This window comes from Bacillus sp. FSL R5-0397 (assembly GCF_038593395.1).
GTDB lineage: Bacteria > Bacillota > Bacilli > Bacillales > Bacillaceae > Bacillus > Bacillus altitudinis.
Genome location: NZ_CP151992.1, coordinates 1,509,979 through 1,530,292, shown reverse-complemented (window position 1 = coordinate 1,530,292; position 20,314 = coordinate 1,509,979). Strand labels below are relative to the sequence as shown.

Below are 20,314 nucleotides of genomic sequence, written 5' to 3'. Positions count from 1 at the left end.
GACGAATGAACACATAGTAAAAAAATGCAAAAGAAGAAGAAGGGCTTCATGTGCCCTTCTTTCTTTATTCAACAGCCAAAATATATGAATAAAGCGGCTGTTTTCCATCGTGGACTTCAACTTCTACATCTTCAAATGTTTCTTCAATATATGCTTCTAAAGCTTCCATCTCATCAGATGATGCATCTTCCCCTTTGATGATTGTGACAATCTCATCATCTTCTGTCACCATTTGGGTCAAAAGCTCTTTTGCTGCATCTAATTGATTTTTAGCTGTTAAGGTGATTTTTCCATTGTATAGGCCCATATAATCGCCTTTGGCAATGTCGATCCCATCAATTTGAGTATCTCTCACTGCAAAGGTAATTTGGCCGCTTTTCACATGATCAATCGCTTCTAACATCGCTGCTTCATTGTCTTCATTTGAAGCTGTTTCATTTAGAGAAAGAAGTGCCGACATTCCTTGAGGAACGGTCTTTGTCGGAATAACAACGACCTCACGACTTGAGACAGTTGCCGCCTGTTTAGCTGCCATGACAATATTAGAATTATTAGGTAAGATAAAGACGGTTTCGGCATGAATGCTATCAATTGCTTTGACAATGTCTTCTGTGCTCGGATTCATTGTCTGTCCGCCTTCAATGACGACGGATGCTCCGATACTTTTAAACAAGTCAGCAATCCCTTCTCCCATTGCGACACTCACTACTCCAAAACGCTGTTTTTCAGCAGCTGTTGCTTTTGGTGCAGCAGGCGAGTGATCTTTTTCTTCATTGACGATCGAGCTATGCTGCTCTCTCATGTTTTCAATTTTCATATTAATTAAGCTGCCGTAGCGCTGTGCATATGATAAGACATCTCCTGGCTGCTCTGCATGAATATGAACTTTTGCAAGCGTATCATCAGATACCACAAGAAGTGAATCTCCGAATTCGCTTAATTCTTCTCTGAAGGCATTTTCGTCAAAGGACTGTTTGTCTTCTTCGAATTTCACCATAAATTCTGTACAATAGCCAAATTCAATATCTTCTGTGTTCATATGGCTTTGTGCACTTTTATGATGCTCTGCACTCACTAATTCTTTTAATGTTGGCAAAGAGGCCGTTTTAGGAGGAAGCTCTTCTCCTCTTAATGAAGCAAGGAAACCTTCATATACACAAAGAAGTCCTTTACCGCCGCTATCTACAACGCCGACTTCTTTTAAAACAGGAAGGAGATCTGGTGTGCGGTCTAGTGATGCTCTTGCTTCCTCAATCGTTAATTCAAGCACACGATCGATTTGGTCTTCTGTTGCTGAAACAGCAACCGCTTTCTTTGCTGCGTCTTTTGCAACCGTTAAGATGGTTCCTTCAATCGGTTTCATGACGGCTTTATATGCTGTATCAACACCAGCCTGCAAGGCAAGCGCAAATTCTTTTGCGTCAATTGTTTCTTTTTGTTCTATATTTTTGCTGAAACCTCTGAAGAGCTGAGACAGGATCACACCTGAGTTTCCTCTTGCCCCCATTAACAGCCCTTTCGACAGAGCCACCCCGACCTTACCAATGTGATCGGTATTTGTTTCTTCAACTGCTTTTGCCCCTGAAGTCATTGACAAATTCATATTTGTCCCCGTGTCTCCGTCTGGCACTGGAAAAACATTTAACGCATCAACAATTTGTGCGTTTTGAGAAAGATGGTGAGCACCTGCAAGAATCATTTTTGCAAATGAGCGGCCACCCAGATTTCTAATAGACAATATATTTCCTCCTTACTACGGGTTCGTAACTTTTACTCCTTGTACATAAATGTTGACTGAGTCAACTGAAAGTCCAATCGTGTGATGAATCGTATATTTGACTTTCGTTTGAACATTATGTGCGACTTCTGATATTTTTGTACCGTAGCTGACGATGATGTACATATCAATATGAATGCGATCTTCTTTTTGACGCACAAGAACACCCCGGCTGAAGTTCTCTTTGCGGAGAATATCCGTCAAGCCGTCCTTTATTTGATTTTTGGACGCCATGCCAACAATACCATAGCAATCGATCGCAGCGCCTCCTGCCACCATTGCAATGACTTCATTTGATATATCAATTTGTCCGTATTTCGTTCTAAGTTCAATGGACACATTGGTTCCCCCTTTTTGAGAAATTGCCCTGAGTTATCACTATTTTACTATAAGACCCTTCTTTTTAAAAGAAATCATTCAATCCGACCCAATCCTACTTATACTATAGCCTTGATTTTTTATCAAGATGTCAAGGTATTTTTCTTGAAAGAGGAGCAAACAATCCTTGCAAACCCCTTGAAGCTGTGGTAAATTATTAAAGTATCTTGAGGCATCTCTAAGTACGTATATGAAGAATATGATGATGTTTTCGCAGTTAGGAGGGAAACAAATGGCACGTAAATGCGTTATTACAGGCAGAAAAACAAAAGCTGGGAACAACCGTTCTCACGCAATGAACTCTACAAAACGTACATGGGGCGCGAACCTTCAAAAAGTTCGTATTCTAGTGGACGGTAAGCCTAAAAGAGTATATGTATCAGCTCGAGCTTTGAAATCTGGTAAAGTTGAGCGTGTATAAGCAAGAGTAAACGCCTGCTACATTTAACTGTAGCAGGCGTTTTTATGTGGAAATAAAGGAGATTACTCATTAATCTTTCTTAAATGAACCAAGCATCGCACGGACAATGCCGCCAAGAAATCTAGGCAGTTTGATTGTATAAAATTTCATTTTGTCCCCCTCCTAAAAGTACCGCTTGCAGCACAATTGAGCTTAATCAGCCATCCACATTGATAGGTTGGTCAATCTTTGCTTCTTACCATTATTAATATGCCTTCATGAAAAGAAAAAGTACCATTTGAGTGGATGAGTTCGTTACTAATACATAGTGTGGAACCAGGCTCAATATGACAATTTTTCAGAGGATATTTGAAACCTTTTAATGTCAGCTTTTCAACCGATGTACCGAAGGGCAAAAACGACACATATTTTTTATCGGGGTCTTGTTTGATTTCGTATGTACCAGGTCCAAACATTTGAATGATATTTTGTTTATCTACAAGGGTCATGCTCTGTTTATGCTGAATGCCTTTGTAAAGGAGATGGATATTCCCAAGAAAATGATCTGCTCTTCCGCCTGTGATGCCGTAAATTTGAATATGTGCTGGATTCTGACGCAAAGACCAGTTCAGCGCAAGTTCTAAATCCGTTTCATCTTTCTCTGCCTGAAATAGATTGAGTGCAGGCAATTTCTTTTTCAGTTCATGAAGCTCTTCTTCTGTCACACTATCAAAATCACCAAATGCTCTATCAGGTACAATGCCGTGCTCTAGTAAGAAAAGGGTTCCCCGATCTACGCCGACCCAGAGAATGTCCTCCTCAGATGCTTCATGATCAAGCGGCGGGATGTACGCAAAAGGACCGCCGGCTACGATATGTATGTGCATGATTACGCTCCTCTCCATTGAAAAAGAACCAAAGATCACAATGACTTTGGTTCTTTTTCTTATGCTTCTCGAATGGCCTGAATGGCCGCCGCGCGGTCATCTTTCCCATATACCGCTGAGCCGGCAACAAGTAGATTAGCGCCTGCTTCTTTGCAGCTCTTTGCTGTCTCTACATTGACACCGCCATCTATTTCAATGAGTAAATCAGTTAAGCCTTTTTGTTCACTAAGTGTCTTTACTTCTTTTACCTTTGAGAGAACAGAGGGAATAAACGCCTGTCCGCCAAAACCAGGGTTCACCGTCATGAATAAGACGAGGTCAACATCCTCTAATACATGCGCGATTTGAGAAACGGGTGTGTGCGGGTTTAAAACAACCCCTGCTTTGACACCTTGTTCTTTTATATGCTGAATTGTGCGATGTAAGTGTGGACACGCTTCAACATGAACAGAAATAATATCAGCGCCCGCTTTTGCAAATGCAGGGATATACTGGTCTGGCTGCTCAATCATTAAGTGAACATCGAGCGGCAGCTTTGTATGCGGCCTGATCGCCTCCACTACATTTGGTCCAAATGTCATATTCGGTACAAAATGACCGTCCATCACATCAATATGAATATAATCCGCTCCACCTTTTTCCACATCACGGATATCTTTCTCCAGATTGGCAAAATCGGCTGATAAAATGGATGGGGCAATATAAACCATGATTTAGTACCTCGGCTTTCTGTCTTTAATTTCAGTTAAAAACTCTAAATAATGCTGATAGCGATACTCTCTGATGCGATCGTGTTCTACTGCCTCTTTTACCGCACATCCAGGCTCTTTTACGTGCAAACAGCCCCTGAATTTACATTCTGCACTCTTCTCTCTGATTTCTAAGAAATAGAGCCCTAAATCTTCCGCTTCGATACCTGTAAATTCAAGCGAGCTAAATCCTGGTGTATCGGCAATGAGCCCTTCAGCCGTTCGAATGAGTTCCACATGTCTTGTTGTATGTTTCCCCCTGCCAAGATGGGAGGAAATATCATTTGTTTTCAGTGCTAAATCAGGACTCATCGCATTTAAGAGAGAAGACTTCCCTACACCTGATTGACCTGCAAATACAGTAATTTTGTGATGGAAATGCGGGGTCAGTTTTTCAATTCCATCCCCTTCGATTGTCGATGTTAAATGAACGTCGTATCCAATTTGGCGATAGTCTTCTGCATAGGCTTGAATCGTTTCTCGCTCTTGGTCTGTTTTCAACAAGTCCATTTTTGTGATGCAGATAATCGGTTCAATCTGGCTCTCTTCAACAAGCACTAGGAATCTGTCTAACAGCGATGTACTAAAGGTCGGCTCTGCTGCTGAGAAAACGAGCACCGCTTGATCAACGTTGCTAATAGGCGGGCGAATCAGCTCATTGGTCCGCTCTTTTACTTCCAGCAAATAGCCTTCCTTATCGTTATCTGCTTGATAGACGACATAATCTCCAACAAGCGGGGTTATTTTGTTTTTACGAAAAATCCCTCTTGCTCTACACTGAATTACTTTGCCACTTTCTAGAGACTCATCCAGCACATAATAAAATCCGCTTAATGCTTTAATAATTTTGCCCTCAGGCATAAAGTCCCTCCTTTATTCATCATCAGGGTATTCAATCGTTTTGGAGCTCACTACTTTATCATCCACTGTCACCTGATAGTATCCTTTTTGACCAGGTTCTATCTTAAATTTAATCGTTCGCTCAGTGGGCGCAGTGATTTTAAAGGTTTCATATAAATCAGAAATGCTATGTTCTGCGTCATCAATAGATATTTGAACATTCATTTCTTGTCCTTCTGTTTCTGGTTCATACGGGATCGCAATCTTTTCAGTCACCGTTTTAGCCGGTTTCTCTTTTGGGCCAAGAGAGAACGTAATTTTAACCGTATCACCAGGTTTAACAGCTGTCCCCGCTCCCGGTTCCTGCTTCATGACCTCACCTTTTGGCACATCGTCAGAATATGCTTCTTTTTCATCTAACTTTAGTCCATTATCCTCTAGATAATTTGATGCGGCCTGTTTACTATACGTCGTTAAATCCCGTAAGGTAATATCGGCAGGGCCTATACTGACGGTCAATGTGACTTCTTCATCTGCTGCGACAAGTTCTGTATTTGCGGAAGGTTTCTGTTCCATGACAATGCCTGATTCTGTGTCATTATCATTCACTTCCTCTACAACAACCTGTTTAAAACCTTTTTTCTCTAATAGTTCTTTTGCTTTCTCGACCTTTTCACCTGTTACATCAGGTAATTCGGTTTTTTCTTTACCTGTACTTTGATAAAGCTGAATTTCTGTCCCTTCTTTTACCTTTGTTCCGATTTTCGGGTCTGTTTTGACAACCAGCCCTTTTTCAATCTTCTCGTCGGCAATATCAATGGGTTCAGAAGCGACGGTAAATCCGGCTTTCTTCAAGGTGTCTTCCGCTTTTTCAACCGTCATGCCAGAAACATCGGTTACCTCTACGTCTTTTGGAAAGAGTAATCCTGGGAAGACCGTGATCGCTAAAATGGTCGCAGCCGTCAAAATAAATAAGATCGACGCTACAATCCACGGCCATTTTTTCCGTTTTTTCTTCGGCTTTTGTTTCTCTTTTTTCTTTGGTTTTTGAACCGGGTGGACGGCTGTTTTTTCATTGTCTTGATCGACTTGATGATCTTTTATAATAGGAATGGCTTTTGTTGCTTCATGATCTTCTTCAATGACAAAGCGCTTTTCTTTTAGTCTTGCAGGGTCAAAAGCCGTTTTTAAGTCTTTTTGCATTTCAGATGCATCTTCGTATCGATAGAATGGATCTTTGGCCATCGATTTTAAAATGATGTTCTCCACGCTTTGTGGTACAGATGGATTCCACCTTCTCACAGATGGCGGCTCTGATTGCAAATGCTTCAGTGCGACACTGACAGCGGATTCTCCTTCAAATGGCATGCGTCCTGAAATCAGCTCATAAAGAACAATACCAAGTGAATAAATGTCTGACTTTTTCGTTGCAAGACCGCCGCGCGCTTGCTCTGGGGACAAATAATGCACGGAGCCAAGAACAGAATTCGTATGGGTAATGGTCGCTGAGCTAAGTGCCATGGCAATGCCAAAATCAGTGACTTTGATATTCCCCAAGTTGTCTATTAATATATTGTGAGGCTTAATGTCTCTATGGACGAGCTGTTTCGCATGGGCTTCTTCCATCGCCGCAACGACTTGCTCCATAATGCGAACGGCTTCTTTTGGATGAAGCGGTCCATTGGCGTGTATGTATTCTTTCAGCGTCATCCCTTCGACATATTCCATGACAATATAATAAATGTCATCTTCTTCTCCTACATCGTAGATACTGACAATATTCGGATGATCTAAGCTGGCTGCTGATTGCGCTTCTCTCCGGAACCGTCTAATAAAATCATCATCGCTTGCAAAGTCAAACCGTAAAATTTTAATCGCCACTTCGCGATCTAAAATCATATCCTCCGCCAAATAAACGTTGGCCATTCCACCTCCGCCTATGGCGCGAAGAATTTGATAACGGCCGCTGATCCTTTTTCCGATCAACACTTGCTGTCACCCTCCTCTGTTTGGGAGGAGATTTCTAACAGTACTGCTGTAATGTTATCTTCACCGCCGTTGTCATTCGCTGTTTGAACTAACTCTGTTACTTTTTCATCTGGTGCGGTTGTTTGCGATAAAATCTGAATCAAATGTTCTTCTTCTACTTTATTCGATAATCCGTCTGAGCAAAGCAAAATTTGATCTCCTGGATCCACTTCAAAAGTTCGTGCATCAATTTGAACGTGTTTATCCGTTCCTAACGCTTTGGTCAGCACATTTTTTCTTGGATGATATTCTGCATCCGCTTTTGAAATCTCTCCTGTTTTCACTAACTCATTCACTAGTGAGTGATCATCTGTTAATTGGGTCAGCGCGCCTTCTCTTAGCAAGTAGCAGCGGCTGTCACCAATATGGGCAATTGTGACCGTTTGCAAATGCACGAGCGCACAAACGATGGTCGTCCCCATTCCTTGGCATTCCTCATTGTTTTTCGCATGTTCGTATACTTGGTCATTAATGTCGCTAATTTTTGAGATTAACCAATTTTCTTGATCGGCTGGTTTATTTGGAATTGAAGATGTTTCCTGCCAGTATTCTTTTAAAGAAGAAACTGCCATCTTGCTGGCTACATCACCAGCAAGATGACCTCCCATTCCATCTGCTACAACAGCTAGAAGTGTGTCTTCTTTTGCTTCAAAAATACCTGCATCATCTTCATTATGCTGACGGACTTTTCCTGTATCGGTTTGAAAGGCTGCCCTTATCAACATTCGTCACCTCGTCTCTTCCTGACGCTCCTTCGCTCTTAGCTGACCGCAAGCAGCATCAATATCATGGCCTTGCTCTCGTCTAATCGTTACGTTTACGCCTCGTTCTTTCAGCGTTTTTTCAAATAGGAAGATTTGTTCTCTTGGTGTTCTCACGTAATCTCTTTCTGGTACATAGTTCACTGGGATGAGGTTTACATGGCATTTGATTCCTTTTAATAAATCAGCAAGTTCTTCTGCGTGATGAACTTGATCATTGACTCCGCCAAACAGACCGTATTCAAAGCTCACGCGTCTGCCTGTTTTTTGAATGTAGTATTCGATAGCTTCCATTAATTTTGGCAGCTTGTATGCCTTATTGATTGGCATGAGGCGGCTTCGAATTTCAGTATTTGGTGCGTGCAGGGAGACAGCAAAGTTGATTTGCATTTGCTCATCCGCAAATTGATAAATCTTTGGAATGATCCCGCTCGTCGAAACCGTAATATGACGTGCTCCAATATTTAAGCCGTTGTCATGGTTAATTATTTTAAGGAATGCAAGCATTTCATCAAAGTTATCAAACGGTTCGCCAATTCCCATAATGACAACTGAGCTGACACGTTCATCTGTTTCATCAAGCGCCTGTTGTACTTTCAAGACTTGGGCCACAATTTCTCCCGCCTCAAGGTTACGTTTCAATCCACCAAGTGTAGATGCACAGAATGTACAGCCAATCCGGCAGCCAACCTGTGTTGTGACGCAGACAGAGTTGCCGTATTCGTGGCGCATTAGCACGGTTTCAATGGTATAGCCATCGTGTAATTCAAATAAAAACTTGATCGTTCCATCTTGAGATGTTTGTTTGATCACTGTTTTTAAGGTCGTGATGGCGAATTGATCTTTTAATTTTTCTCTTAATTCCTTTGAAAGGTTAGACATTTCATCAAAGGATGTGACGCGTTTTTCATAAAGCCACTCAAAAATTTGTGTTGCACGGAAAGGCTTTTCGCCTTGTTCCTTTAACCAGTCTTTGATTTCATTTAGCTCAAACGAGTAGATCGACGGCATGTCTGTTTTCAGTTCTTTTCTTACTTTTTGTTTTTGTTCTGTCATTTTTTATCCCTTCTTTCTCATGCTGCAAATAAAGAAACCATCTGTTCCGAAATAATGAGGAAGTATTTGTACACTTCCGTTTTGAACAAACGGAGCAACCTGCTCAGGCAGCCGTTCATTAAGAGATAGATCGGGTTCGAAGTCTTGGTGTTCTTGTAAAAACGCATGAATCACTTGTTGATTTTCTGTTGGATCCATTGTACATGTACTGTATACAAGGGTTCCGCCTGGCTTTAGCAGCTGGGCTGTTTCATGCAAGATCGATTGCTGAATTGTCGCAAGTCTTGCTGAGTCTTCCGAGGACTTTGTATATTTCATATCTGGTTTTCGTCTGATGACGCCAAAACCTGAACATGGTGCATCAATAAGAATACGGTCAAACGAAGCATCATCATAATGGTCGGATGCTTTTCTTGCATCAAGCGCTTTTGCCTCAATATGCGTTAAGTTCAGACGCTTTGCCGCCTGTTTGATCAGTTTTACTTTGTGCTCATGTAAATCAAGAGACACAATGTTCCCCTCATCGTTCATTCGCTCTGCAATATGTGTTGATTTACCACCAGGGGCGGCACAGGCATCAAGCACCATTTCTCCCGGCTGAGGGTCCAGCGCTCTTGCGACAAGCATGGAGCTTTCATCTTGGATCGTGACAAAGCCCTCTTGAAAGAAAGGAGTGGATACGATAGATCCTTTCATGAGTTTGAGTGCATCCTCAGAGAGATCGCCGAGCTCTGTCTCAATTCCTGCATCCATGAGTTCTTGCTGCAGTGCAGTGCGGGTTTTTTTCATTTGATTGACACGCAATGTCTGCTTTGGCGGGACTAAATGAATACGGCACATGCTTTCTGCTGCTTCAAAACCGTACGCCTCCACCCATTCTTGTACGAGCCACAATGGATGGCTTGTCTCAACCGATAGCCGCTTGACCGGATCTTTGATCGCATCAAATGATGGCACGCCTTCTCTTTGCACAGAACGAAGAACGCCGTTGACTAGTGAAGAAATACCTTTATGTCCGCGCTTTTTCGTTAGTTCCACTGCTTCGTGGATGGCTGCACGATCTGGAATTTTTTCAAGATAAACCATCTGATAAAGAGACATCCGCAAAAGCTGCATCACCCATGGAGCCACTTTTTGCGGTTTTTTCACAAAGGGTGTGAGCATATAATCAAGTGCCAGCTTGTTTTGCAGTGTACCGTATACAAGTTCTGTTAATAGCGGTTTGTCTTGATCGGAGAGTTCTTTCTCTTTCATCACTGACTGCAAAAGCAAGTTACTGTAGGCTTGATTTTGTTCGAGTTTGATTAAAGCGTCTAGTGCTACTTCTCTCACATTACTTTTCTTCATTGATTAGCCCTAATTTCTGTCCAATTTCGATATTTGCGCCTCTTAAGAAGTCTTCACCGCTCATTTTTTTCTTTCCAGCGGGCTGTACACTCGTTAATAAAAGGCCTTGCTGATTTCCTGTTCCAACGACTGGTCCTTCTTTTTGAAGCTCAATCACTTTCCCAGGTTCTTCTGGTGTTTGAAGCGGAACTTTTTTCGCTTCCCATACTTTTAAGTTAGCACCGTTCCATTCAGTATAGGCAACTGGCCATGGATTTAAGCCGCGAACTTGGTTGTAAAGCTCTTCTCCTGGCTTGGTCCAGTCTAACCTTTCCTGCTCCCGCTTAATATTTGGTGCATACGTTGCTGCCTCTTCATTTTGCGGAATTGGCGAGATAGACCTGCTTAACACATTTGGAACTGTGTCTTTTAATAAGGCCGCACCAGCCACACTTAATTTATCGTGCAGTGTTCCGACGTTGTCTAATTCATCAATTTCTACTTCTACTTTGCTAATCATGTCACCTGCATCAAGCTTTTCTACCATATACATGATCGTCACGCCTGTTTTCTTTTTGCCTTGCAGGATCGCATAATGGATCGGTGCACCGCCTCTTAGTTCTGGCAGCAGTGAGGCATGAACGTTGATACAGCCAAATTCAGGTTCATCAAGTAATCTTTTTGGCAAAATTTGTCCGAATGCTGCTGTTACGATCAAATCTGGCTTTAACGCAAGCACTTTATCAATTTCTTCATCAAGACGTACCTTTTCAGGCTGTAAAACTGGAATGCCGTGTTTTAAGGCTTCTACTTTTACAGGAGGTGGCGTGAGCACTCGTTTTCTGCCTTTCGGGCGATCTGGCTGTGTGACGACCCCTACCACTTCGTATCCTTCTGTTATAAGTGTTTGCAGCACAGGTACTGAGAAATCAGGGGTTCCCATAAATACGATACGTGCCATTTTCTTCACCCTTCCATTTCCGCAAGTTCTTTTTCTGTATACGTTTGAATGATCTTCGACGTGAATAATACGCCGTCTAAGTGATCAATTTCATGCAATAAAGCTCTTGCTAAAAATCCTTCTGCTTCTATTGTAAATGGTTTGCCTTTCTTATCAAAGGCTTTCACCTTCACATAATTTGGTCTTTCAACCGTTCCGTACAAAGATGGAAAGCTCAGGCAGCCTTCAATGTCTGTCTGGCTCCCTTCCACTTCAAGAATCTCAGGATTTACTAAGTCAATCCTCCCAGAATCTTCTCCGATATCGACCACGGCGATTCTTTTTGAGATGCCGATTTGTGGTGCGGCTAGGCCAACTCCATCTAGTTCAAGCATTGTATCATACATATCATCCAGCAGTTTTTTCAGTTTTTTATCGAATGTATCAACAAGCTCTGTTTGTTGTTCAAGCACGTCTGCAGGATGTAAGACTATCGGTTTGATTGCCACGAAAAGACCTCCGTTTTACATCATCATATATGGATTCATATCGATTGATATCATCAACTGTTTTTGTTCCATTTCTTTTTGATAATGATCTTGTATTTTTCGTAATAAACTTGCCAGTTCATTTTCCCTTTTGTATTTTATCACGCATTGATATCGATATCTATCTTTGATCTTAGCGATCGGAGAAGCAGCAGGACCGAGAATTCTTGTATTCGGTGCACAATTCATTTTCAGGAACTGAACAATTTTGTCTGTGACATGCGCTGCCTTTGTCACTTCTTCATGTGATACAGTCACCATCGCCAAAAAATAAAATGGCGGATAGGACTGATGACGACGGTGCAACATCTCCTGCTCATAAAAGGCTTCATAATCATGCTGTTTGGTTAATTCAATACTATAATGCGAAGGTGTATATGATTGAATAATGACTGATCCCGCTTTTTCATGACGTCCCGCACGTCCGCTTACTTGTGTAAGAAGCTGAAACGTTTTTTCACTTGAACGAAAATCAGGGATGTGAAGAGACGTATCCGCACTAAGGACACCGACAAGTGTAACATCTGGGAAGTCTAATCCTTTTGCAATCATTTGCGTCCCAAGCAGAATGTCTGCTTCTTTATTACCAAAGGACGTGAGAAGCTTTTCGTGCGCACCTTTCCGAGAGGTTGTATCTACATCCATTCGGATGACCCTTGCTTCTGGCAATACCTTCGTCAGCTCTTCTTCCACACGCTGCGTGCCTGTACCAAAATAGCGAATATGCTCACTATGGCATTCTGGACATTCTGCAGGTACAGGAGCTTCGTGACCGCAGTAATGGCACTTCAGCCGTTTTTGAAAGCGGTGATAAGTGAGAGAGATCTCACAATGAGGACATTGTTCCACATATCCGCAATCCCGGCACATCACAAAGGATGAATAACCTCTTTTATTGAGAAATAAAACCGCCTGCTCTTTCCTTTCAAGTACTTCTTTTAACCTGAGCATTAATTCTTCTGAGAACATGGAGCGGTTGCCGTTTCTTAATTCTTCTCTCATATCAATTAAAGAAACGTGCGGCAGCTGCTGCTGATTGACGCGCCGTTTGAGCGTCAGCAGTGTATACACACCCTTTTTCGCACGCGCATATGACTCAAGTGAAGGCGTTGCACTGCCTAATACAACCGGACATTGGTGCCGCCCTGCTCGTTCAATGGCCACATCTTTCGCATGATACCGAGGCATTTCTTCTTGTTTATATGAAGATTCGTGTTCTTCATCTATAATGATCATTCCTAAATTCTCAAACGGGGCAAAAACAGCCGATCTTGCGCCAACGACAAGTTTGACTTCCTTGCGGTGGATTTTCCGCCATTCATCGTATTTTTCCCCAGTCGATAAGCCGCTATGAAGGACAGCCACATTGGAGCCGAAGCGCTCTTTAAAACGCTGGACCATTTGAGGCGTTAATGAAATTTCAGGAACTAGGACGATCGCTTCTTTTCCCTTTTGGAGGACATGATCAATCGTCTGTAAATAAATTTCGGTTTTACCGCTTCCTGTGACCCCGTGCAGTAAAAACGTTTCATGTTTTTCATCGCTCACTGCTTGATGAATGGGTTTTGCCGCTTCTGCTTGCTCTGTTGTGAGATCAAGAGGAGTAGATGGTGTAAACTCCCTATCCCGATAAGGATCTCGATAAATCTCTTCATAGCTTTCTGTTAACAGGCCTTCTTGAATCAAAGCTTTTATCGTTTGAGAACTAGCACCTGTTTGCTGCTGCAAATCTTTTGCTAAAAACGTCGTTTCATTCGCTTGAAATAAAAAGGTAAGCAGCGCCTTCTGTTTCACCGCATTTTTCTTTAACTGCTTCTGTTTTTCTTCAAGTTTTTCTTTCGTAACTGCTACCTGAAGTGTCCGCACCTTTTTCTTTCCGGATTTTTGTGAGACGTGATATCTGACTTCTAGATGGCCTTTTTGGACATGCTTTTGAATAGGCTTCAGCTGTTCAGGCGGAATGTCAGCGTAAAGGATGCTCTCTTGCTGACCGAAAAGCTCTTTCAATGACTGCGGAAGTTCCTCAGCTGATAACACCTGAATTTCTTTTTCATATTTGGCTTTCATCGCTGCTGGAAGCATCGATTGAAGCGCCGTAATATGATAGGACAATGTTTTTTCCGTCAGCCAGTGGGAAAGCTCCAATAGCTCATCTGTCAGAACAGGAGATAAATCAAATAAATCGACAATGTCCTTGATGTTTCCTGACTGTACGTCTGTTTCTTCTTTGATTTTTGTCACAAACCCTTGAATCTTCCTTGGGCCAAAAGGAACCACTACCCTCATACCAGCCTTGACAAGGCCTTTAAAGCGGTCTGGCACACGATAGTCAAATGGCCTGTCAATGGCTTTCGTTGTGACATCGACGATCACTTCAGCAATCATGCTCGATCACGCTCTTTTGGCAGCAGCTGCTTTGCCTCCTGTAAGATTTCAAAGGCAAGATCTTTTTTGCTCATCATTGGCAGCTCTTTTTTTGTTCCGTCTGCTTTGATCAATGCTGCGACATTTGTATCTGTGCCAAAGCCTGCGCCCTCTGCTGCAACATTGTTCGCGACAATCATATCTAAATGCTTGGATTCGATTTTCTTTTTCGCATAGTATTCAACATCCTGCGTCTCAGCTGCAAAGCCGACTAGCACCTGATGTTCTTTTCTTTTCCCAAGCTCTTTTAAAATATCTTTCGTCCGCTTAAATTCAACCGCTAGTTCACCGTCTTGTTTTTTCATTTTATGAGAATACGTCGTGACGGGCGTATAATCGGCAACGGCTGCTGATTTAATCACTATATCTGCTTTCTCGTACACCTCTAACGCTGCTTGATACATCTCCTCAGCCGATTCCACTTGCACCACATTCACATGCTCAGGCGCAGTTAACGAAACAGGTCCTGAAATGAGCGTGACATCAGCCCCCATTTGCTCGGCAGCTTCTGCAATGGCATAGCCCATTTTCCCAGAAGATCGATTTGAAAGGAAACGAACAGGGTCGATCACTTCTCGTGTAGGGCCAGCTGTGACCACGACTTTTTTGCCTGAAAGCGGCAAGCTGGTTGGCTCATCAAAAAACGCACGGATTTGTTCAACAATTTTTTCAGGCTCCTCTAAGCGTCCTTTTCCAATGTAGCCGCATGCTAAATAGCCTTCACTTGGCTCTATAAACCGGTAGCCGTCTTCATATAAAGTGCGGATGTTCCGCTTGACAGCTGGATGGTCATACATGTGCACATTCATAGCCGGTGCAACCCATACAGGAGCTGTTGAAGCAAGCAAGGTCGTTGTGAGCATATCATCAGCAAGTCCTGCGGCCATTTTACCAATGGTATGTGCTGTTGCAGGGGCAACAAGAATGAGATCGGCCCAGTCAGCTACATCAATATGCGCTATGACTTTTGGATTATTTTCTTTAAATGTATCCACATACACCTCATGCCGAGATAGGGCTTGAAAGGTGAGCGGAGACACAAACTCACGGGCAGATTCTGTCATAATCACTCTTACGTTTGCGCCTGCCTGTACGAGTTTACTAGTGAGTGCAGCTGCTTTATATACGGCGATTCCTCCGCTGACGCCGAGTAAAATATTTTTTGACTGTAACATTTGTTTGTCCCCCTTAACGGCCTTTTTCACAAATTCGTCTACAATTCAAAAAAGTCAAAACCAATCATAGTTTTGACTTTTTTGAACGTATCGTATCTGCATAGCAGAAGCGATGTTATTCTTGCTCTTCTTTTTCAAATGTCAAAAGACCAGCATCGATTTCTTCAAGAGCTTTCCCTACAAATTTATAGGATTTTGTGTTTTCGATTTGTTGATCTTGATGGATTTGCATTTCACGTGCACGGCGTGCAGACACTGTGACAAGTGTATATTTTGAGTCAAGTTTGTTCATCAATGAGTCAATTGAAGGATCTAACATGGTTTATTCTACCCCCAGCATTTTTTTATATCTTGGTGCGACTCTGTCTCTTCGCAGGTGCTCTGCAAGGACGATCGCTTTAATTCTTTCACATGCAAGCTCGACATCGTCGTTTTCAACGACATAGTCATAAGCATCCATCATTTCAATTTCTTCTTTTGCAGCAGCCATTCGGTTACGGATGAGATCCTCAGATTCTGTCCCGCGTGTAATAATGCGGTTTTGAAGTTCTGAAAGACTTGGCGGTGCAAGGAAAATAAAGAGACCTTCCGGGAATGCTTCTCTTACTTGAAGTGCACCTTGCACTTCGATTTCAAGGAAAACATCTTTTCCTTCGCTCAATGTTTGTTCTACATAGTCAACAGGCGTGCCGTAGTAATTCCCGACATATTCTGCCCATTCTAACAGCTTTTTGTTTTCAATCATATGTTCAAATTCTTCCCTGGTTTTAAAGAAATAATCAACACCATTTCTTTCACCTTCACGCGGTTTGCGGGTTGTCACAGAAATAGAGTATTCAAATTTCGTATCTTCCTGGGAGAAAATGGCTTGTCTGACCGTTCCTTTTCCAACTCCCGAAGGTCCAGAGAGAACGATTAAAAGTCCTCTTTCTTTCATAATGGCGTATTACCCCTGCCCTTCATCTATGATTTCTTCTTTTACAGAAAGTCTTTGCGCGACAGTCTCAGGCTGAACGGCAGATAAGATGACATGGTCACTGTCCATAATGACAACAGCACGGGTTCTTCTTCCGTATGTCGCATCAATGAGCATGCCTCGATCTCTTGCGTCTTGTATCATTCGTTTAATCGGTGCTGATTCCGGACTGACGATCGAAATCATCCGATTCGCTGAAATGATGTTTCCAAATCCGATATTGATCAACTTTATGGTCATCTTCTTTCGTCCCCCTGTAATATAAACGTCTCTAGTCTCGCCGAAAGAGACGCACTGTAAACAGCATACACAATGACTATTCTATATTTTGCACTTGTTCTTTTATTTTTTCAATAGCGCTTTTCATTTCAACCACCAGCTTTGTTAAATGGTGATGGTTTGCTTTTGATCCAATCGTGTTCACTTCACGGTTGAGCTCCTGTACAAGAAAGTCAAGCTTTCGTCCGGCAGCGCCGCCTTGCGTCAAAATTTGCTGGAACTGCTGAAAATGACTTTTCAGCCTGGTAATCTCTTCTGTAATGTCACAGCGATCAGCAAAGATGGCCGCTTCTGTGGTCAGTCTGCTCTCTTCAAGCGCCTCTCCGATCCATTCTTGCAATCTTTGATTCAATCGTTCTTTGTACTGACTCACAACCTCTGGTGCAAACACTTTGATTTCTTCTGTAAATGCCTCGAGTTCAGACAGCCTGAGTTCACAGTCTTTTTGAAGTGATGTTCCCTCCTGCTCTCTCATAAAGCAAAGCTCCTTGACAGCTTCTTCACAAGTGTCAATCAGCAAATGCTCCAGCTGCTCATTCCGGCTGACTGACTCTTCCACCTGAACAGCCTGTTCCAGCTTCAGTAAGTCATGTGCATGCTGAATACCTGAGATATGATAGCGGTCCTCAAGGTCTTTTGCGGCTTTCATATATTCATCAAGCAGCGGCCAGTCAATCTGTAAAGACCGGCTTGCAAGTTTACCGCCTTCAATCGTAACAAACAGCTCAATTCGACCGCGCTGCACGTGACGAAGAATGATTTTTTTTAATGTATCTTCGAAATATAAAAGCGGCCTCGGCAAACGGGCATGAACCTCTTTAAAACGGTGATTGACCGATTTTAGCTCAACTGACACTGTCAGTTCTCCATCCGTTTTACTCGCTTGGCCGAATCCCGTCATACTGCGTATCATGTGAAAACACCCAATTCTTTCATATTAATAAAATGAAAAAGGTAATAGCAGACACTATTACCTCAAAATTATACCATAACCAATTATTTTTTTCTTGTCAAAAGTGATCCCGCCAGTAAAAAAGTTGGCAATGCAGACATACCGATGATCAGAAGCCAATCGACTGGTGCGACCGCCACCGTTTTGAAAATTGGCTGAAGCGGCGGATAATAAATGACCACAAGCATCAGCAGAAGGGAAGACACAACGGCGCCGATCAAGTACATATTCCCGAATGGATTGCGTTCAAAAATAGACCGTTCACTGCGGCAGTCAAACACATGAATGAGCTGCGCCAAAACGAGTGTGCTGAATGCAACCGTCTGCGCATATTGAAGATTGTTCGGATCACGGTGATACACAAACATAAAGGCTAACAAAGTGGCAATCCCGATCAGAAACCCTCTTGATATGACCTTCCAACCAAGCCCTCTTGCAAAAATCCCCTCTTTCATGTTCCGCGGCTTTCTCTTCATGACATCGCCTTCTGGTTTATCCATTCCAAGTGCCATAGCCGGCAAGCCGTCTGTGACAAGGTTTACCCACAAAATTTGAATTGGAACGAGAGGCAATGGAAGCGCAAGAAGCATCGCAAACAGCATGACCAAAATCTCTCCCACATTCGATGCCAGCAAATAGCGGACAAATTTGCGAATGTTTTCATAAATATTCCGGCCCTCTTTAATAGCGGATTTAATGGTCGCAAAGTTGTCATCAAGCAAAATAAGAGAAGAAGCTTCTTTGGCAACGTCTGTTCCGGTAATCCCCATGGATATGCCGATATCCGCCTGTTTAATCGCTGGCGCATCATTCACCCCATCACCTGTCATCGCGACAATATGGCCATTTTTTTGATAGGCCTTCACAATTCTCAGTTTATGCTCAGGTGATACACGGGCAAAGACGTACACATCTTCTGCTGTTTGCTCCAGCTCTTTGTCGCTTAGCTGATCCAGAGCTTTTCCATCAAGCACCTTTCCTTGCTTCGGTAAGAGACTTAAATCTTTAGCGATCGCTTTAGCCGTTTCTACGTGATCGCCTGTAATCATCACTGTTTTAATGCCAGCATCCCGGCATTCTTTAATCGCTCGTCTCACTTCAGGACGAGGTGGATCAATCATGCCCTCTAGACCGATAAATGTGAGGCCAGTTTCTGCCTGCTGAACAGAGGTGATTTTTTCTGTCAGGCTTACTTTTTTATATGCAATCGCAATGGTTCTAAGCGCTTGTCTTGCTAAACCTTGAATGGCAGCTTCTGTTTCTTGCCGGTGGGCCTTTGAAAATGAGGCGGTGCGTCCGTCGTGCATCATATGACTTGAACGGTTCATCAGCACATCTGGCGCCCCTTTGGCAATGACATACCGCTCCTTCTGATTCGTTTCCACGACGACTGACATCATTTTTCTTTCAGAGTCAAAAGGGAATTCCTCCACCACACGAAATCCCGCTTCGATGAATTGCTCTGTAAAACCCGCTTTACGCGCAGCGGTTAGAAGTGCTCCTTCTGTCGGATCACCATCAAGTCTCATCTCTCCGTCTTTTTCAACGATGGTCGATGTATTACAAAGTGCTCCGTATAATAGCACCTTTTGCAGGCTTGGATGTTTGTCGACATGGACAAGTTCTCCGTTTAAGGTAAAATCACCTGACGGCTCGTACCCAGTGCCAGAAATATTCCACGTTTTCCCCTCTGCCCATACATGTGTCACTGTCATTTTATTTTGTGTCATTGTGCCTGTTTTATCTGAGCAAATAATCGAGGCGCAGCCGAGTGTTTCCACAGCCGGCAGCTTTCTGACAATGGATTTTTGTTTAATCATCCGCTGCACACCTAGGGAAAGTGCGACAGTGACGATCGCCGGCAGTCCTTCTGGAATCGCAGCAACAGCGAGAGATACACCCGCTAAGAACATATGATACAAATCATGACCTTGCACCACACCAAGAACAACCACAAGCACAGTTAAAAATAATGCAGCAACAATTAAAATTTTCCCCAGCTGCTCAAGGCGTCTTTGCAGCGGTGTTTCCATATTACCTGCTGAATCAAGCATACCGGCAATTTGTCCCATCGCCGTATTCATCCCTGTACCAATGACAACCCCTACACCGCTTCCTCTTGTGACAAGCGTCCCCATAAAGGCCATGTTCGTCAAATCTCCAAGTGAGACATGATCTCGCGAGAGCGGACTCGCATGTTTGACCGCTGGGATAGACTCTCCGGTGAGGGCAGATTCTTCGATTTCCAAACTCTTTGTTTCTAGTAATCTGATATCTGCCCCAATTCGGTCCCCGCTTGAAAACTTCACAATATCTCCCGGCACGAGGTGCTTGGATGGGATCTTGACCCATTCATTGTTTCTCCTTGCATAGACATGCGGCGTTGATAATTCCTTTAGTGCTTGGAGGGACTTTTCCGCACGGCGTTCCTGATAAAAGCCAAGCACACCATTTATCAGCACAATCGCCACAATCGCCACAGCATCAATGTATTCACCTAAAAAAGCAGAAATAATCGTTGCCGCAAGCAGGATTAACACCATAAAGTCTTTAAATTGCGCTAAAAAAATAACGAACGCCGACGCCTTTTTCCCTTCCTGCAATTCATTTGGCCCATGCTTTTCAAGCCGCTTTTGCACATCTTTTTCTGACAGTCCGTCACCTATCGATGTATTCATTGTTTTTAATAAATCGGTTTGGTTCAGTTCATGCCAATTCATTTGACCTCGTCCACTCCTCTTTTGTTCTCTCTCTTATGCAGTGTTCTATAAGCCAGTTTATTCAGACTCGTCCTAAATCATGCTATAATAATAAGACT

20 protein-coding genes are annotated in these 20,314 nt (G+C 42.9%); 1 reads left to right on the top strand and 19 read right to left on the bottom strand.

From position 1 onward, the window contains the following. Window positions 1–64: 64 nt before the first annotated feature. Together NSQ70_RS07730 and NSQ70_RS07725 are read right to left on the bottom strand one after the other, a co-directional pair. A complete protein-coding gene (locus NSQ70_RS07730) occupies window positions 65–1,738 on the bottom strand; it encodes a DAK2 domain-containing protein (protein WP_024720341.1) in 1,674 nt (557 codons plus the stop codon). Between the two features lie 15 nt (window positions 1,739–1,753). Next, window positions 1,754–2,116 (bottom strand): Asp23/Gls24 family envelope stress response protein, encoded by a 363-nt coding sequence (locus NSQ70_RS07725; protein WP_008344871.1) that lies wholly within the window; start codon window positions 2,114–2,116, stop codon window positions 1,754–1,756. Window positions 2,117–2,387: 271 nt separating this feature from the next. Between NSQ70_RS07725 and rpmB the strand changes: the two genes are divergently transcribed. Then, window positions 2,388–2,576, top strand: a complete 189-nt coding sequence (rpmB, locus tag NSQ70_RS07720) for a 50S ribosomal protein L28 (protein ID WP_003212514.1) — start codon at window positions 2,388–2,390, stop codon at window positions 2,574–2,576. A 69-nt stretch (window positions 2,577–2,645) separates the two neighbouring features. On the opposite strand, the gene spoVM is transcribed toward rpmB, so the two are convergent. The 17 genes from spoVM to NSQ70_RS07635 all read right to left on the bottom strand — a co-directional run bounded on the left by spoVM (window position 2,646) and on the right by NSQ70_RS07635 (window position 20,216). Beyond that, window positions 2,646–2,726, bottom strand: a complete 81-nt coding sequence (gene spoVM, locus NSQ70_RS07715; protein WP_008354550.1) for a stage V sporulation protein SpoVM — start codon at window positions 2,724–2,726, stop codon at window positions 2,646–2,648. Window positions 2,727–2,797: 71 nt separating this feature from the next. Continuing rightward, on the bottom strand, window positions 2,798–3,442 hold the full coding sequence (locus NSQ70_RS07710; protein ID WP_017367227.1) for a thiamine diphosphokinase: 645 nt from the start codon (window positions 3,440–3,442) through the stop codon (window positions 2,798–2,800). Between the two features lie 59 nt (window positions 3,443–3,501). Next, a complete protein-coding gene (gene rpe, locus NSQ70_RS07705) occupies window positions 3,502–4,152 on the bottom strand; it encodes a ribulose-phosphate 3-epimerase (RefSeq protein ID WP_178896647.1) in 651 nt (216 codons plus the stop codon). A gap of 3 nt (window positions 4,153–4,155) precedes the next feature. After that, window positions 4,156–5,052, bottom strand: coding sequence for a ribosome small subunit-dependent GTPase A (rsgA, locus tag NSQ70_RS07700; protein WP_019743292.1), 897 nt, complete (start codon window positions 5,050–5,052; stop codon window positions 4,156–4,158). Between the two features lie 12 nt (window positions 5,053–5,064). After that, the gene (gene pknB, locus NSQ70_RS07695) at window positions 5,065–7,020 is read right to left on the bottom strand and encodes a Stk1 family PASTA domain-containing Ser/Thr kinase (protein WP_277519257.1); all 1,956 of its coding nucleotides are present in this window, start codon (window positions 7,018–7,020) and stop codon (window positions 5,065–5,067) included. Beyond that, complete coding sequence (locus tag NSQ70_RS07690) at window positions 7,014–7,784, bottom strand: Stp1/IreP family PP2C-type Ser/Thr phosphatase (RefSeq protein ID WP_034647887.1); 771 nt, start codon at window positions 7,782–7,784, stop codon at window positions 7,014–7,016. Before NSQ70_RS07690 ends, pknB begins: the two co-directional genes overlap by 7 nt. Window positions 7,785–7,787: 3 nt before the next feature. Then, the gene (gene rlmN / locus NSQ70_RS07685; RefSeq protein WP_024720337.1) at window positions 7,788–8,876 is read right to left on the bottom strand and encodes a 23S rRNA (adenine(2503)-C(2))-methyltransferase RlmN; all 1,089 of its coding nucleotides are present in this window, start codon (window positions 8,874–8,876) and stop codon (window positions 7,788–7,790) included. A 3-nt stretch (window positions 8,877–8,879) separates the two neighbouring features. Then, window positions 8,880–10,223 carry a 16S rRNA (cytosine(967)-C(5))-methyltransferase RsmB gene (gene rsmB / locus NSQ70_RS07680; RefSeq protein WP_039166732.1) on the bottom strand — a complete coding sequence of 448 codons (1,344 nt, stop codon included), beginning with the start codon at window positions 10,221–10,223 and terminating at the stop codon, window positions 8,880–8,882. Beyond that, on the bottom strand, window positions 10,210–11,163 hold the full coding sequence (fmt, locus tag NSQ70_RS07675; RefSeq protein ID WP_039166735.1) for a methionyl-tRNA formyltransferase: 954 nt from the start codon (window positions 11,161–11,163) through the stop codon (window positions 10,210–10,212). Before fmt ends, rsmB begins: the two co-directional genes overlap by 14 nt. Window positions 11,164–11,168: 5 nt before the next feature. Further along, window positions 11,169–11,651, bottom strand: a complete 483-nt coding sequence (def, locus tag NSQ70_RS07670) for a peptide deformylase (protein ID WP_017359337.1) — start codon at window positions 11,649–11,651, stop codon at window positions 11,169–11,171. Window positions 11,652–11,666: 15 nt separating this feature from the next. Continuing rightward, window positions 11,667–14,075 (bottom strand): primosomal protein N', encoded by a 2,409-nt coding sequence (priA, locus tag NSQ70_RS07665; RefSeq protein WP_047947053.1) that lies wholly within the window; start codon window positions 14,073–14,075, stop codon window positions 11,667–11,669. Further along, window positions 14,072–15,289, bottom strand: coding sequence for a bifunctional phosphopantothenoylcysteine decarboxylase/phosphopantothenate--cysteine ligase CoaBC (gene coaBC / locus NSQ70_RS07660; RefSeq protein WP_327872176.1), 1,218 nt, complete (start codon window positions 15,287–15,289; stop codon window positions 14,072–14,074). The genes priA and coaBC overlap by 4 nt, the downstream gene beginning before the upstream one ends. Window positions 15,290–15,404: 115 nt before the next feature. Beyond that, on the bottom strand, window positions 15,405–15,608 hold the full coding sequence (gene rpoZ, locus NSQ70_RS07655) for a DNA-directed RNA polymerase subunit omega (protein WP_008344896.1): 204 nt from the start codon (window positions 15,606–15,608) through the stop codon (window positions 15,405–15,407). A 3-nt stretch (window positions 15,609–15,611) separates the two neighbouring features. Further along, complete coding sequence (gene gmk / locus NSQ70_RS07650; RefSeq protein WP_007499680.1) at window positions 15,612–16,226, bottom strand: guanylate kinase; 615 nt, start codon at window positions 16,224–16,226, stop codon at window positions 15,612–15,614. 9 nt (window positions 16,227–16,235) lie between these two features. After that, on the bottom strand, window positions 16,236–16,505 hold the full coding sequence (gene remA, locus NSQ70_RS07645) for an extracellular matrix/biofilm regulator RemA (protein ID WP_008344898.1): 270 nt from the start codon (window positions 16,503–16,505) through the stop codon (window positions 16,236–16,238). A 76-nt stretch (window positions 16,506–16,581) separates the two neighbouring features. After that, the gene (locus NSQ70_RS07640) at window positions 16,582–17,457 is read right to left on the bottom strand and encodes a YicC/YloC family endoribonuclease (RefSeq protein ID WP_007499682.1); all 876 of its coding nucleotides are present in this window, start codon (window positions 17,455–17,457) and stop codon (window positions 16,582–16,584) included. 83 nt (window positions 17,458–17,540) lie between these two features. After that, window positions 17,541–20,216 (bottom strand): calcium-translocating P-type ATPase, SERCA-type, encoded by a 2,676-nt coding sequence (locus NSQ70_RS07635; RefSeq protein WP_096881385.1) that lies wholly within the window; start codon window positions 20,214–20,216, stop codon window positions 17,541–17,543. Window positions 20,217–20,314: the final 98 nt, after the last annotated feature.

Bases quoted from the DNA above. Each gene is read 5' to 3' on its own strand.
- rpoZ (WP_008344896.1), bottom strand. From the start codon at position 15,608: ATGTTAGATCCTTCAATTGACTCATTGATGAACAAACTTGACTCAAAA.
- remA (WP_008344898.1), bottom strand. From the start codon at position 16,505: ATGACCATAAAGTTGATCAATATCGGATTTGGAAACATCATTTCAGCG.
- NSQ70_RS07690 (WP_034647887.1), bottom strand. From the start codon at position 7,784: ATGTTGATAAGGGCAGCCTTTCAAACCGATACAGGAAAAGTCCGTCAG.
- NSQ70_RS07710 (WP_017367227.1), bottom strand. From the start codon at position 3,442: ATGCACATACATATCGTAGCCGGCGGTCCTTTTGCGTACATCCCGCCG.
- coaBC (WP_327872176.1), bottom strand. From the start codon at position 15,289: ATGTTACAGTCAAAAAATATTTTACTCGGCGTCAGCGGAGGAATCGCC.
- rpe (WP_178896647.1), bottom strand. From the start codon at position 4,152: ATGGTTTATATTGCCCCATCCATTTTATCAGCCGATTTTGCCAATCTG.
- rpmB (WP_003212514.1), top strand. From the start codon at position 2,388: ATGGCACGTAAATGCGTTATTACAGGCAGAAAAACAAAAGCTGGGAAC.
- NSQ70_RS07640 (WP_007499682.1), bottom strand. From the start codon at position 17,457: ATGATACGCAGTATGACGGGATTCGGCCAAGCGAGTAAAACGGATGGA.
- fmt (WP_039166735.1), bottom strand. From the start codon at position 11,163: ATGGCACGTATCGTATTTATGGGAACCCCTGATTTCTCAGTACCTGTG.
- gmk (WP_007499680.1), bottom strand. From the start codon at position 16,226: ATGAAAGAAAGAGGACTTTTAATCGTTCTCTCTGGACCTTCGGGAGTT.
- rlmN (WP_024720337.1), bottom strand. From the start codon at position 8,876: ATGACAGAACAAAAACAAAAAGTAAGAAAAGAACTGAAAACAGACATG.
- rsmB (WP_039166732.1), bottom strand. From the start codon at position 10,223: ATGAAGAAAAGTAATGTGAGAGAAGTAGCACTAGACGCTTTAATCAAA.
- rsgA (WP_019743292.1), bottom strand. From the start codon at position 5,052: ATGCCTGAGGGCAAAATTATTAAAGCATTAAGCGGATTTTATTATGTG.
- spoVM (WP_008354550.1), bottom strand. From the start codon at position 2,726: ATGAAATTTTATACAATCAAACTGCCTAGATTTCTTGGCGGCATTGTC.
- priA (WP_047947053.1), bottom strand. From the start codon at position 14,075: ATGATTGCTGAAGTGATCGTCGATGTCACAACGAAAGCCATTGACAGG.
- NSQ70_RS07635 (WP_096881385.1), bottom strand. From the start codon at position 20,216: ATGAATTGGCATGAACTGAACCAAACCGATTTATTAAAAACAATGAAT.